The organism is Nocardiopsis sp. MG754419 (assembly GCF_018207095.1).
Lineage (GTDB): Bacteria > Actinomycetota > Actinomycetes > Streptosporangiales > Streptosporangiaceae > Nocardiopsis.
This window is the reverse complement of sequence record NZ_QOCZ01000020.1, coordinates 1-12,948: the sequence shown is the minus strand read 5'-3', so window position 1 is coordinate 12,948 and position 12,948 is coordinate 1. Positions and strand designations below refer to the sequence as shown.

Below are 12,948 nucleotides of genomic sequence, written 5' to 3'. Positions count from 1 at the left end.
CTACCGGTCGCCGGATCGCCGCGGTCGGTGCGCGTCCAGCGCCGTGGACAGGCGGGCGCGGGCCTCCACCAGGGAGGGTCCGTACCAGGTCAGGTCGCGGCCGGACACGCACACCGTGGGGGCGTCGAAGGCCTCCGGGCCGTCCTCGGGGCCGAACGCGTAGGGCTCGTCGGGCAGGACGACCAGGTCCGCGCCGGTGGTCTCCTCCGGGCCGATGGCCGGGTAGCGCCCCGGGCGGTCGGCGCACACGTTGTCCGCGCCCGACCGCGAGAGCAGGTCGTGGGCGAAGGTGTCGGCGCCCACGAACATCCACGGGTCCCGCCAGATCGGCACCGCCACCCGCAGACGCTCCGCCGGGGGAGGAGCGGCCCACACCGACTCCGCCTCACCCAACCACGCGGGGGAGGTGCCCGGGGCCACCAGGTCCACCAGCCGGCGCAGTGAGGCCAGGGCTCCGGACACGGTACGGATGTCGGTCACCCAGACCGGGATCCCCGCCTCCCGGAGTCGGAGGACGTGCCGTTCCCGGTTCTCCTCCCGGTTGGCCACGACGAGGTCGGGGGCCAGCTCGATGATCCGCCGCACGTGCGGGTTCTTGGTGCCGCGCAGCCGTTCCACCGTGAGGTCGGCCGGGTGGGTGCACCACACCGTGGCGCCGACCAGGACCTCGGGGGCGGTGTGGGCGATGGCCTCGGTGAGCGACGGCACCAGCGACACGACCCGCCGGGGCAGCCCGTCCGACGGCAGTGGATGCCCCAGGTCGTCCTTCGGGGGCGACGTTCCGGCGGGCCTCACAATCCGACGACGGGGCGCGGCGTGTAGTACCGCTCCAGCTCGTCGACCTCCGCGTCGGTCAGCTCGATGTCCAACGACGCCACCGCGTCCGTCAGGTGGTGGGGCTTGGTCGCGCCGACGATGGGCGAGGTCACCGCCGGGTGGCGGGACACCCACGCGAGGGCGATGCGGGCGCGCGGCACTCCGCGGCGCTCCGCGACCCGGCCGACCGCGTCGACGATCGCCCGGTCCTCCTCCCGGTACAGGGCGCCGGTGACCCGGTCGCCGCGCGACCGGGCGGTGTCGGTGCCCCAGTCCCGGGTCAGGAAGCCGCGGGCGAGCGGACTCCACGGGATCACACCGATGCCCTCGTCGGCGCACAGCGGGAGCATCTCCCGTTCCTCCTCGCGGTAGAGGAGGTTGTAGTGGTTCTGCATGGTGGTGAACCGGGTCCATCCGTGGACGTCGGCGACCCGCAGTGCCTTGGCGAACTGCCAGGCGTACATGGAGGAGGCGCCCACGTAGCGGGCCTTACCCGCCTTGACCACGTCGTGCAGGGCCTCGACCGTCTCCTCCAACGGGGTGCGCGGGTCGAAGCGGTGGATCTGGTAGAGGTCGACGTAGTCGGTGCCCAGGCGCCGCAGACTGTGGTCGATCTCGGCGAGGATGTTCTTGCGGGACAGCCCGCCGCCGTTGGGCCCCGGGCGCATCGGGGAGAAGACCTTGGTGGCCAGCACGATCGCGTCGCGGTCGGCGTGGTCGGCCAGGGCACGGCCGATGATCTCCTCGCTGTGCCCGTCGGAGTACGTGTTGGCGGTGTCGAAGAAGGTGACGCCCGCCTCCAGCGCCTGGCGGATGAACGGCCGGGCGGACTCCTCGTCCAGGGTCCAGTCGTGGCGTCCCCGGTCCGGGGCGCCGTAGCTCATGCATCCCAGGGTGACGCGCGAGACGTCCAGCCCGGTCCGGCCCAGCTTCACGTACTCCATGCGTCCCGCCTTCGCCGAGGGGTCGACCGACCGGGACCGACCCTAGCCCCTCGGGTGACGGACGGTCGAGGGGTGAGGGCCGCTCAGTGCACCTCGGTGAGCGGGCCGAAGTGCGCGCGGGTGTCCTTGACCAGTGAGGCGAGCATGCTCTCGGTGAGCGGGCGGCCCAACTGCAGGGCGCTGTCCAACCCCTGCCAGGGGGTGAAGGCGAACGACCACACGAGCTTGCTGCCGCCGGCGAAGGGGAGCACGTGGTAGTCCTCGGCGAAGGAGCTGAAGAGCGGAAGCGTGCCCTCGGTGACGTGGAAGGACATGCGGCGCTCGTCCTCCTCCCAACGGAAGAAGTGCGCGCGCATCCGGTACGCGCCGAGCACGCGGGCCTCACGGGTGGCGCCCACGCCGTAGGGGGCCTCGGAGGTGAAGTGCACGTCTCCCAAGGCGCGACACCAGGACAGAGGGCGCGGCGAGGTGAGCTCGGCCCAGACCTCGTCGGGCCCCGCGGCCAGCTCCAGTCCGACCCGCCAGTGCATCGGGGCGGTGTCGAAGTAGCTCTCGTCGACGGGTTCGAGCTCGTAACGCAAGGCGCTCACGGGGCATCCTTCTTCGTCCGGGGTTCCTCCGGCGAAGGTACCAAGGCTCCGTGGACGACCCGACGGGGGCGGTGCCGCCGGCGCCGCCCCCGTCGTACGCGGGTTCGTTATTGCTCGGTGGCTCCCACCAGCCACGCGACCTTGTGGGCCGTGAGTGACAGGCTGCCGCTGTTGCCCAAGTGGACCCCGAACGAGGCGATGAACGCGTAGTCGTGTTCGCGACGCTCGCAGATCACGTCCTCGACCGCGTGGACGGAGTCCGGGTTCCTGACACGCAGGCACAGCCCAGGCTCCTCCACCACCTCCGCCCGGACGTCGTAGCGGGACAGTTCGCCGGCGAGCTTGCCGAGGTGCCCCTGTTCCTCGGAGGGCACGTGGGTCGGCGGCTGGTCGTTCGCCTGTCTCGACTGGGCCATGACGGATCCTTTCGTGACGAGCACGGTGCTTTCCTCGATGCCCTGATCACGATTGTTGCGCAGAGAGATGTTACTGATCCGTACCGTGCCCACGACACGCCGTTAGGCCACCCACCTGCCCTGATACATCACGTCGGCGACCGAAAGGTCCTTATTGATCACCGCGAGGTCGGCGTGTCCACCGACCTCGATCCTGCCGACCCCCGTCAGCCCCAGGGCGGCGGCCGGCACCGAGGACGCCGAGCGCACCGCGTCCTCCACCGATACCCCCAGGGCCACGGTGTTGCTCACCGCCTGGGGCAGCACGATGGTGCTGGAGGCGATCGCCCCCGTCTCGATCACGTGCGCGCGGCCGTCCCGCACCCGCACTCGCAGATCGCCCAGGGTGTACTCGCCGTCGCCCAGCCCGGTCGCCGACATCGCGTCCGTCACCAGGGACACCCGGCCCGGACCGGCCGCGTCGAACACCAGTCGGGCGGCGCCCGGGTGGACGTGCACGTTGTCCAGGATCAGCTCCACCGTCACCCGGTCGTCGCCCAGAACGGCCGCGATCGGCCCCGGGTCGCGGTGGTTGAGCGGCCGCATCGCGTTGTAGACGTGCGTGGCCACCGTCGCGCCCGCGTCGATCGCCGCCCGCGTCTGCTCGTAGGTGGCCTCGGTGTGGCCCACCGCCGCCACCACGCCCGACGACACCGCCGCGCGGATCAGGTCCAGGGCCCCGGGGAGCTCCGGGGCGACCGTGACCATCCGGACGTGGCCGCGCCCCGCCCTCAGCCAGGCGTCGAACTCCGCGGTGTCGGGGTCGCGCAACAGCGCGGGGTCGTGCGCGCCGCACCGCGACGTCGCGATGAACGGACCCTCCAGGTAGATCCCGGACAGCGCGCCCTCCTCGCACAGTTCGGCCAGCACCGACACTTGCCGCAGCGTGTCCTCCGGCGAGGCCGCCACCAGACCGCCCACGAGCGAGGTCACCCCCGACCGGCGGTTGAACGCCACGATCTCGCGGACCCCCTCCGGGTCGGCCTCGGGAAAGGACCGACCGGCACCGCCGTGGATGTGCGTGTCGACCAGGCCGGGTGCGACCAGACGTCCGCCGACGTCGTGGCGCTCACCCGGACCGGGGTCGCCGGTGCCGAGCTCCGCCACCCGGCCGTTCTCGATGCGGACCCAACCGTCGTGGGTGCCGTCGGCCGTCACTACGCGCGCGCCGGTGAGGGTCAGGGGTACGTGGGCCATGGGTCGGGCCTCTCCTCGCGTGTGGGGTCCGCCGTGTCAGGGGTGGCGGGCCTTGTGTGTCGTAAATTACATACGTGTGACCGGGCGGTCGGCCGGGGGTCGTGCGCGCCCCCTCCCGGTCACGTATTCCCAGGGAAGACAGGGTGATTCCGAACTCTGGGACGCTTGTCCGCGAGGTGGACCGGGCCCCGCGGGTCCGACACCCCCTCAGGAGGGGTGTCGGCACGCATTGACGATAGTGGCCGGGGCGCTTCATGATGGAGACATGTCCGCCGGTGAGCTGCTTGTCCAGCGCCTGCATGTCGACCTCAGACAGCAGGCGAGCGCGCTCTGTCGTAGCTAGCGCCTTTGCGGGGCCGTGCCCCGCGCCACGGGTGAACCCCGTGTCCTCAGTGCCCCTACGCAGACACCGGACGCTCAGCTCCCACTCCAGGGTCGACGGACCTTCTCGGTCCGAATGAGCACCCCCGCGCGAAGCGACGCTGTTCACCGACGCCGGACGACGAGGTCCCGCGCCGAGCGCCGACTCGCGAGGAACACGGTTCTTCTCCGGTGTCCCGCTTCCCGATCACCGCCCCCCGCGTTCCCTCCGGTCGATCCCGGCTCGCTCAGACCGAACCCAGGAGTTCTCCGCATGACTCGCTTCACCGTGCTCGTCGCCGCTCCCCAGTCCCGTTCCGCCGTGCGCTCGGCCGCCCAGCGCGCCGCCACCGAGCTCGCCGCCCGCGCCGGTGTCACCACCACGCCCGACGTCATCGACCTCGCCGACCTGGGCGCCGCCCTGCTCGACGACTCCGCCGCGTCGGTCACCGACGCGCTGGCCAAGGTCCGGGACAGCGACGTGCTGTTGGTGGCCTCGCCCCAGGCCCACGGCACCTACACCGGTCTGCTCAAGGTCTTCCTCGACCGGCTGCCCGAACTCGGACTCGGCCACACCGTCGCCGTGCCGCTCGCCGTCGTCGACGACCTGCGCAACAGCCACGGCATCGAGGAGGACCTGCGTATCCTCCTGGCCGACCTGGGCGCCTGGGTCGCCGAGCCCGGCCTCATCCTGTCCTCCGACGAGATCGGCGAGCCCGAGCGCGTCCTGCGTGCCTGGGCCGACGTGGCCGCACCGGGTCTGCGTCAGGCCGTCTCCGTCGCCGCCTAGGAACCCATCCGACCGGGCCCCGAGGTCCTGTCCGCGTGCTCGGGCACGCGAGGCCGTCCGTCGCGATCCCACGGACGGCCTCGCGCACCCGAGCACGGCGCGTCCGGGGTGGTCGGTCCTCGACGGAGTGAGTGCGAGGCCCCGGGGTGGGGCCGAGCGGCGCGCACGCGGTCGTCCGCCGGGCCTGTGCGCCGAGGCGCGTACGCGCCGGCGGTCGCGGCCCGTGTGCCCGAGGGGCCCCAGACCCGCCGCCCCGGGCTCCCGGCTCCCTGTCGACAGAGGCGTGCTCCGCGGTCCCGCGGTGCCCGGACGGGCGACCGTCGTCAGGCGGGCGACTTCACGGCCCCGGCGTGGACGGCCCAGTTCGACCCCACAGCGCTCGGCATCTCGGGGGAGGCCAGGAGCACGATGGCCCGGGCGATCTCGGAGGGGTCGATCAACCGTCCGGTGAGCAGGCCGCCCTGTCTCGCGAAGCCCTCCACGACGGCGGACCGTTCCGACCCCGTGGCGGCCGCCATCTTCGCGGCCATGCCGTCCTCGCCCGTGATGAGGGGCGTGCGGGTCGCGGACGGGGTGACGACGTTGATCCGCACGCCCGAGCCGCCGACGTGCTCGGCCAGGCCGCGGGAGAAGGCGTTGAGCGCCGCCTTGGCCGCCGCGTAGGACAACGGCACCGTGTGCGGTTTCACGGTGGAGTCCGACCCCACGGTGACGACCGCCCCCCGGGCCCGGGTCAGTGCGGGAAGCGCGGCACGCGTGGCGCGCACCGCGGCGAAGAGGTTCAGTGCCAGCGCCTCCTCCCAGTCCTCGTCCCGTCCCCCGAAGGGGTCGGCGAGCACCCCGTCGGACACCACGCCTCCACCGGCGTTGTTGACGAGCACGTCCAGGCGGGGATCGTCGGCCAACGCCGCCTCGATCATGCGCCCGGGGCCGTCGGGCGTGGACAGGTCCGCGGGCAGGAAGGCCGCTCCTGTGGCGTCCAGGTCGGGCGTGCTCGTGCGGGAGACGGCCGTGACCTCGGCGCCCTCCGCGAGGAACGCCCGGACCGTGGCGAGCCCGATCCCTCTGCTCGCTCCGGTCACCAGGACGCGCTTGCCTGCAAGGTCGAGTTCCATGTCGTGGTCCTCCAGTCGTGAGAGCGTGTGCCGACCGCTCAAATAAAACAACCAAGTCTTGCTTCTGTCAATAAGTGATTCATTTATGTCTCATTTGATGACGATGCGGAGACACCCGCGAGCCGGCTACGATGGGCGCATGAGGCGGTTCCGATGACCGAAGGCACCAGGCGCCGACAGGTGCGCGCCGACGCGCGACAGAGCATCACCCGGATCCTCGACGCCGCGAACGCGGTGTTCACCGACGATCCGCAGGCCTCGCTGGAGCAGGTGGCCGAAGCCGCCGGAGTGGGACGGGCGACCGTGCACCGCCACTTCTCGTCCCGCCGGGCGCTGCTCGACGCGCTGGTGAGCGACCTCAACGCGCGCTACCGGGAGGCGTTCCAGCAGGCGCGGGTCGAGTCGGTGCCGCCGTTGGTCGCGCTGTACCGCCTCACCGAGGGGGCCTTCGAACTCAAGACCGCCCACCCCTTCGTCATCGGCCTCACGCCGACCGCCCGGAGTCAGGGCGCCCCGGCGTCCGACCCGACGATCCGTGAGGGGCTGGAACGGCTCTTCGGCAGGCTGTACGCGGCCGGCGAGATCGCCGTCGACGACCCGGTCTGGTGCCGCATGGTCTACCTCGCGCTCCTGCACGAGGTCCATGAACTGGACGCGCACGCACCCGTGTTGTCCGGAGCCGACACCGCGCCGGCCGAGGATGTGGGCGCGCGGGTCCGGCTGCTGGTCACGAGCCTCATCGGAGCGCTGGGCGGGCCGCGCCCCGGGGGTGCCGGCGGCTCCGACCGGACCTGACACGAGCACAGGGCCGTTCCGTCCCCACTTCCGGCCGAGGGCGGCCTCCGTGCGCCATGGCGCCGACGCTCCCACCGAGGCCCGGCGCCGAAGGCGCTGCTGGTGCCGGGCCCGGACCCTTCGGCCGCGCGTGCCGACCGGACCCGCACGGTGGCCGACCGGACGCCCGTGGTGGCCGCGGGACGGTTCCGCGCAGGCGGGGCCCGAGGAACCCGACCTAGCCGCCGGCCGCCCGTTCGCCGCGGGTCGGTTCGCCGCGGAGCCGGCTCGTGTCGGCCTCGGCCTGGGCGACGTTGCCGCGCACCAGCACCACCACGACCAGGGTCAGGGCGAATCCCCCCACGCGCAGCGCCAGGGTGAACGGGTCCTCCGGCAGGCTCTCCCCGAACAGCAGCGTGCCCGCCACGACCGTGAACACGTTGCCGACCACGTTGGCCACCGGAGCGGTGATGGAGGCGCGGGAGCGCTGCAGTGAGGTCTGGAAGAGCACGATGCCCACGGCCCACCCCAGCGCGTACAGGTAGGGGTAGGGGGAGAGCAGCGCCGGGCCGATCGCGGCCCACAGCCCGTGGTCGGCGAGAAGGCCGCCGAGCCCCTTGCCCTGGAGTCCGGCACTGCCCTGCGCGAGCCCGGCGGCGGCGCCCATGGCGGCGGCCGACACGTACTTGCCCCGCCCGCCGACCACGCTCATCACGGCCACACAGCCCAGCACGGTGCCCACGCTCACCATGACCAGCAGAGGGGTGTCCGCGGTCGTGCCCGTCTCCCCACCGTCCACCGTGGACAGGCCGAGCAGTCCCAGGGCCACCGGCATCAGGCCGAGCGCCAGGTACTCGCCGCGGGTGATCCGCTCTCCGCGCACCAGGGTGATGACCAACAGCATCGTGGCCACGCCCGCGGCGAAGGCCGGCTGCGCCACCGACACCGGGGCCAGCCCGAGGGAGACGATGAGGCCGACACTCCCCAGGGCCGCGAACACGCAGCCGAGCACCCATCGCGGGTTACCCAGCAGTACTCTGGCGAGGTGAAGCGGACGGTTGATCGAGATCGACTCCGAGCCGTGCAACGCGCGCTGCTCCACGGTCAGGCCGATCGTGTAGACCACCGCTGAGAACAGCGCGATCAGGAGTCCGATCACGAGGGGGAGGCCTTTCGGGTCGGCACTCCGCGACCCAGGCGGGACCGGAGGTTGACGGCCTCCATATAACCAGTTCTAGTCTGGTCTGGCGAGTGAAGGTATCAACCCGGATCCAACAGGGGCGATAGCACTCGACTGCCCAAAGAGAACGTGTAACTACCGCAAGGCGCCGCAGCGAGAGATGGGGCACGGTGCAGGACCCGGGCGAGGACGCCACCCCCCGATCAGAGGACGTTCCCGACACGGCCGAGGCCCCCGAGGGCCGCGCACCCGTGGAGGGTCCCGACCCCGAGGCGGACCCCGCGAACGAGACCGACCCCGCGGTCGAGCGTGGAGCCGAGCGGGCTTCGGTGCCCCGTCCCGGGCCCCCACGCCGCAGTACCCTGCGCGATCGACTCCCGGCGTGGACCGGCGCCGGGTTCCGGCAGGGGTCCACCTGGCGCGACCTCCTGCGCCCCGGTCCCTGGAGCGGATGGTTCCGCGTCCCCCGGGGACGGGAGGGCTCGCGCTTCGAACCCGGCCCGCTCGGGCTCCTCGGCGTCATGCTCGCCGCGATGGCGATCACTCTGCTGATCCTGCAGTCCGGTTCGGGCGGGCTCGGAGCCGACGGCGCGGGCCCGACCGAGCCACCGGACCCCGTGCCCGGACCCCCCGACGGCGAACTGCGGATCATGCCCGTGGGCGACGCCGCCACGCAGGGCAGCAGCGGCGACCACACCTGGCGCTACCACCTGTGGTCCCACCTGACCGAGCAGGAGGTCGAGTTCGACTTCGTCGGTCCCCACGACGACCTCCACTCCCTGCACGACGAGGACGCCGGGGACCACGACTACGCCGAACCCGACTTCGACACCGACCACGCGGCGCGCTCGGGAGCCACGGCACAGGAGTTGTCCACCGACATCGCCCGGATCGCGGCCGAGCACGACCCCCAGTACCTCATGCTGCTCGCCGGGACCGAGGACATCCTCAACGGCGGCGGCGCCGACCACGCCCTGGACGGCGTCGCCGAGATCGTCTCGACCGTCCGGGTGGTCGTCGACGACGCCCGCTTCGTGGTCGGTGAACTGCCGGAGGTGGACGGCACCGATGACGACGCCCGGGTCAACCGGGAGATCGGGCTGTTCAACATGGGCCTGGTCGACCTGGCCGAACAGCTCACCTCCGGCACCTCCCCGATGATCGTCGCCCGGACCGCCCGGGACTACGCGCCCGCCTTCGACAACTGGGACGCCACCCACCCCAACACGCGGGGCGAACTCAAGATCGCGGCGGCCTTCGCGGACGCGCTCGCCGCACCCCTCGGTGTGGGGGAGGCCTTCCCCCGCCCCTATCCCGAACTCCCCGTCGGCCCGCTCGGCGCCCCCGAACCCGAGTACGAGGAGACCGAGGACGGGCTGCTGCTGTCCTGGCCGAAGGTCCCCGGGGCGACCGACTACCGGGTGGTGCAGCGCCGGGTCGATCCGCAGCCGGACGAGCCCTTCGTGCTTCCCGGCGAGGTGGAGGCCGACGGCACCCGACGGTCCGTCACCGTCGAGTCGCTGCTCGCCGGTGCGCGCTACGAGTTCGTCGTCCACCCGTTCAAGGGACGGGACGAGGGGGAGGAGTCCGCACCGCTCCAGGTGGTGTGGGCCGACGATCCCCCGTCGGCCCCGACCGGTCTGCGGCTCCAGGAGGAGGGTGCCCGGCTCGTCTGGGACGAGGTCGCCGACGCGAGCCACTACGAGGTGTGGGTCCGTGTCCTGGAGTGCACCCCGGGCGACCGTTTCCAGCGGCCTCGGGACACCGCGTTCACGGGCAGGGACTCCGGCTCGACCATCGACGACGATCCACCCGGTGGGGGAGCGCTGCCGGAGGAACCGCGGCCGAGCCCCTCCGAGACCCCGCAGAGCCCGCGGCCCGAACCCGGCACGACCTGTGCGCCGGTCGACGACCGTGGTCCGGAGGACGGCGACGGGTGGCACACGCTCGGTTCCGCGGGTGACCGACCGCGTTGGCGGGTCACGGTGTCGGGGCCCTACGAGGTCGTGGTGCGCTCCTACCGCGACTACGTGGCGGGGGGTCACTCCGCGAGCCTTCCCCTGGTGGAGAGCTGATGGCCGTGCGCTGGGCGCCCTGGGCGCTCGGGGTCCTCGTCGCGGTTCTGGCCCTGGGCCCCGCCCTGGGCTCCGGCTACGTGCTCCGGTACGACATGGTGTTCGTGCCCGAGCCGTCCCTGCGGGCCGTGCTGGTCGGCGCGGACGGGTTTCCCCGCGCCCTCCCCAGCGACGCGGTGGTGGCCGCGCTGTCCGCGGTGTTGCCCGGGGACGTGGTGCAGAGCCTGGCCCTGGGCACCGTGTTCGTCCTGGGCGTGGCCGGTGCGTTCCGGTTGTCGACCGGCCTGCTGTACGGGTGGGGCGACGTCCCCGCGGCGGGCCTGGCCGCGGGCGCGGCCGCCGGGCTGGCCTATGTGTGGAACCCGTTCGTGGCCGAGCGCCTGCTCCTGGGCCAGTGGGCGCTCCTTCTGGGGTACGCCGGGTCGCCCTGGCTGCTCGCGGCGGTGGCCCGCCTGGCGTCGCTCCCGACCGGCCGGGGGCGCGCCGGGGTGGTGTGCGCCTTGTTGCCCGCCGCCGTGGGCGGGTTCTCCTCCGTGATCCTGAGCGCTCTGACGGTGGGGCCGACCGCGCTGCGCCGATGGCGGGACGCGGGTTGGGTGCTCGCGGCGCTCGTCCTCGTGTCACTGCCCTGGCTGGTGCCCTCGCTCACCGGCGGCGCCACCACCGACCCGGCGGGGGTGGCGGCCTTCGCCGCCCGTGCCGACACCCCCGCCGGCACGGTGGGTTCCCTGCTGTTGCTCGGCGGCGTGTGGAACGCGGGGGCGGTGCCGCCCGGGTACGGCGAGCCGGTGACCGTCGCCCTACGGGTGCTGCTCGTTCTGGTGGCGCTCGCGGGCTGGGCGTGGTGGTCGTGGCGCGCGCGCTCCACCGTGGCCGTGGGGTTGTCGGTGTCGGCGCTGCTGGGTCTGGCGGTGGCCCTGACCGGTGTGGTCGCCCCGGGGTTCCTGGTGGCCCTGATCGACCTGTGGCCCGGCTTCGGTCCGCTGCGGGACGGACAGCTCTACGTGGCACCCTTCGCTCTGCTCCAGTCTCTGGGGCTCGGCGCGGCCGTCCTGTGGTTGCTGGGCGCGCTTCCACCGACACCCGCCTCCGGTGGTGGGTCGACCGGGGGTCGGAACGCCCCGGTGGACACCGAGGGACCACCGAGGCCCGCGGTCCCCGCGATGGGTCGTGTGGGGGCGGTGGTGTTCCTCGGACTGCTGCCGGTGGTGGTGCTGCCGGGGTTGCTGTGGGGTGCGCGCGGTGGTCTGGCCCCGGTCGCCTACCCACCGGACTGGCGGGAGACGCGGGCGGCGGTCGCCGCCGACGAGCGTCCGGGCGCGGTGCTGGTGCTGCCGTGGAGCGCGTATCGCGGGCCGGACTGGTCCGGCGAGCCCGTGGTGGTACTGGATCCGGCGACGAAACTGTTCGACCGCCGCACGCTGTGGAACGACGACCTGCGCGTGGGGACCCCCGACGGCGAGACCGTGTCGGTGACCGGTGAGGACACGCGGGCGCGTGAGGCCGCCGCGCTGCTCGACCCTGATCCCGACACCGGGATGCCCACCGTCGCACCGGACGCGCTGCCCGGGCTGCTGGGGGCGCTCGGTGTGCGGTACGTCGTGGTGTCCGCGCCGGTGGACCTTGACCTCTCCGACGTCGACGAACTGTCCCCGGTGGTGGAGGGGGCCGACATCGAGCTGTTCGAGGTCGACGACCGGCACGTCGACGCGGAGTCGGAGCGGGTCGCCGGGGTCGTGGTCGCCAGTGGTGCGCTCACCCTCGGAACACTCGTCTGGGCCGTCATCGCCCGCGCCCGCGGTGTGCTTCGCCCCGACCGCGACCAGGGCCGCTGATTCCGGTGGCTCCGGTGCCCGCCGCGTGCCGGCGGCGCGCGTCGCTCCCGCCTCCGTTCGACCCCGCCTTCCGTTCGGCGTGCCTCACGGTCCCGTCCCTCGTCGTCTCCGGCGTTTCCGGCACCCTCCGGGCCCGAGGGGGCGAGCGTCGTACCCCGCCCCGTGCCGTGGCCGTGCGGCGTCGCCTCCCGACGCGGGTCCCGACCTGCGGGAACGGCGGCGGGCCCGCGTGCGGGGGCGTGGCGCGGCCGGGAGCCTCGCCTGCGGGCGGAACTTTGTAACCGGTTCTGATCTTGTGTCCGATCCTCGTCCCAGTAGGAGGTCCCAGGGGTTCGATCGGCGCTGACCAGCACATCAATGCGGTCAAAGGGCGCATTGCGGGGTTGGAAGTTACTGGAGGGTTAGTTACAGTTGGGGCAATCATCTGGTCTATGGCTAGATCAGGTTCTAGTCTCGGGTTCCAGCGTCCCGACCCAGAACGGGCCGGGGCGTGCGGAAGGAGATCCCCAAGTGATCAAGGTAATCGCCGCCTGTGTGATCGGCGCGGCTCTGGCGGGCGGTGCCACCGTGGTGGCCACCAACCTCGCCACCGAGTCGACCGCGACCGCGGAACCGGTGAACGAAACCCTCTACAACTACGGCGACCGCTAGGTCTTCGGGTTCGCGGGGTCCGGAGGGCGCCTCGCGGCCGGCGGGGCGCCCCACGCCCCCGGTCCTCGGTGGTGCGGACCCGAAGTGTCGCCGCCCCCTCGCGGCCCCCAGGGTCGCCCCACCCCACTGACAGCCGGTCCATGGGCCTGTTCGGTGTGCACTCCAC

12 protein-coding genes are annotated in these 12,948 nt (G+C 72.7%); 5 read left to right on the top strand and 7 right to left on the bottom strand.

The genetic code is table 11. From position 1 onward, the window contains the following. The 5 genes from DSY14_RS06020 to nagA all read right to left on the bottom strand — a co-directional run bounded on the left by DSY14_RS06020 (window position 1) and on the right by nagA (window position 4,002). The gene (locus DSY14_RS06020; RefSeq protein ID WP_211715541.1) at window positions 1-798 is read right to left on the bottom strand and encodes a helical backbone metal receptor; all 798 of its coding nucleotides are present in this window, start codon (window positions 796-798) and stop codon (window positions 1-3) included. Further along, the gene (locus DSY14_RS06015) at window positions 792-1,760 is read right to left on the bottom strand and encodes an aldo/keto reductase (protein WP_211715458.1); all 969 of its coding nucleotides are present in this window, start codon (window positions 1,758-1,760) and stop codon (window positions 792-794) included. Before DSY14_RS06015 ends, DSY14_RS06020 begins: the two co-directional genes overlap by 7 nt. 83 nt (window positions 1,761-1,843) lie before the next feature. After that, the gene (locus DSY14_RS06010) at window positions 1,844-2,350 is read right to left on the bottom strand and encodes an SRPBCC family protein (protein WP_211715457.1); all 507 of its coding nucleotides are present in this window, start codon (window positions 2,348-2,350) and stop codon (window positions 1,844-1,846) included. A 107-nt stretch (window positions 2,351-2,457) separates the two neighbouring features. Beyond that, complete coding sequence (locus DSY14_RS06005; RefSeq protein WP_211715456.1) at window positions 2,458-2,766, bottom strand: hypothetical protein; 309 nt, start codon at window positions 2,764-2,766, stop codon at window positions 2,458-2,460. A gap of 102 nt (window positions 2,767-2,868) precedes the next feature. Beyond that, window positions 2,869-4,002, bottom strand: coding sequence for an N-acetylglucosamine-6-phosphate deacetylase (gene nagA, locus DSY14_RS06000; RefSeq protein WP_211715455.1), 1,134 nt, complete (start codon window positions 4,000-4,002; stop codon window positions 2,869-2,871). 634 nt (window positions 4,003-4,636) lie between these two features. Between nagA and DSY14_RS05995 the strand changes: the two genes are divergently transcribed. After that, window positions 4,637-5,152, top strand: coding sequence for an NADPH-dependent FMN reductase (locus DSY14_RS05995; RefSeq protein WP_211715454.1), 516 nt, complete (start codon window positions 4,637-4,639; stop codon window positions 5,150-5,152). A 323-nt stretch (window positions 5,153-5,475) separates the two neighbouring features. Here DSY14_RS05995 and DSY14_RS05990 read toward each other — a convergent pair whose 3' ends face one another. After that, window positions 5,476-6,267 carry an SDR family NAD(P)-dependent oxidoreductase gene (locus DSY14_RS05990; protein ID WP_211715453.1) on the bottom strand — a complete coding sequence of 264 codons (792 nt, stop codon included), beginning with the start codon at window positions 6,265-6,267 and terminating at the stop codon, window positions 5,476-5,478. Between the two features lie 153 nt (window positions 6,268-6,420). Here DSY14_RS05990 and DSY14_RS05985 point away from each other — a divergent pair, with 153 nt between their 5' ends. Continuing rightward, on the top strand, window positions 6,421-7,062 hold the full coding sequence (locus DSY14_RS05985) for a TetR/AcrR family transcriptional regulator (protein WP_211715452.1): 642 nt from the start codon (window positions 6,421-6,423) through the stop codon (window positions 7,060-7,062). Between the two features lie 217 nt (window positions 7,063-7,279). Here the strand turns inward: DSY14_RS05985 and DSY14_RS05980 are convergent, their stop codons facing one another. Continuing rightward, complete coding sequence (locus DSY14_RS05980; RefSeq protein WP_211715451.1) at window positions 7,280-8,200, bottom strand: hypothetical protein; 921 nt, start codon at window positions 8,198-8,200, stop codon at window positions 7,280-7,282. 191 nt (window positions 8,201-8,391) lie between these two features. Between DSY14_RS05980 and DSY14_RS05975 the strand changes: the two genes are divergently transcribed. The 3 genes from DSY14_RS05975 to DSY14_RS05965 all read left to right on the top strand — a co-directional run bounded on the left by DSY14_RS05975 (window position 8,392) and on the right by DSY14_RS05965 (window position 12,782). Next, window positions 8,392-10,296: a fibronectin type III domain-containing protein gene (locus tag DSY14_RS05975; protein WP_211715450.1), complete on the top strand. Its 1,905-nt coding sequence runs from the start codon at window positions 8,392-8,394 to the stop codon at window positions 10,294-10,296. Then, window positions 10,296-12,131, top strand: coding sequence for a hypothetical protein (locus DSY14_RS05970; RefSeq protein WP_211715449.1), 1,836 nt, complete (start codon window positions 10,296-10,298; stop codon window positions 12,129-12,131). The genes DSY14_RS05975 and DSY14_RS05970 overlap by 1 nt, the downstream gene beginning before the upstream one ends. A 510-nt stretch (window positions 12,132-12,641) precedes the next feature. Then, complete coding sequence (locus tag DSY14_RS05965) at window positions 12,642-12,782, top strand: hypothetical protein (protein WP_017542507.1); 141 nt, start codon at window positions 12,642-12,644, stop codon at window positions 12,780-12,782. The last annotated feature ends 166 nt before the right edge of the window (window positions 12,783-12,948 follow it).

What these genes read in the sequence shown, in the direction of transcription:
- DSY14_RS06015 (WP_211715458.1), bottom strand. Translation starts at nt 1,760, where the DNA reads ATGGAGTACGTGAAGCTGGGCCGGACCGGGCTGGACGTCTCGCGCGTC.
- DSY14_RS06005 (WP_211715456.1), bottom strand. Translation starts at nt 2,766, where the DNA reads ATGGCCCAGTCGAGACAGGCGAACGACCAGCCGCCGACCCACGTGCCC.
- nagA (WP_211715455.1), bottom strand. Translation starts at nt 4,002, where the DNA reads ATGGCCCACGTACCCCTGACCCTCACCGGCGCGCGCGTAGTGACGGCC.
- DSY14_RS05995 (WP_211715454.1), top strand. Translation starts at nt 4,637, where the DNA reads ATGACTCGCTTCACCGTGCTCGTCGCCGCTCCCCAGTCCCGTTCCGCC.
- DSY14_RS05990 (WP_211715453.1), bottom strand. Translation starts at nt 6,267, where the DNA reads ATGGAACTCGACCTTGCAGGCAAGCGCGTCCTGGTGACCGGAGCGAGC.
- DSY14_RS05985 (WP_211715452.1), top strand. Translation starts at nt 6,421, where the DNA reads ATGACCGAAGGCACCAGGCGCCGACAGGTGCGCGCCGACGCGCGACAG.
- DSY14_RS05970 (WP_211715449.1), top strand. Translation starts at nt 10,296, where the DNA reads ATGGCCGTGCGCTGGGCGCCCTGGGCGCTCGGGGTCCTCGTCGCGGTT.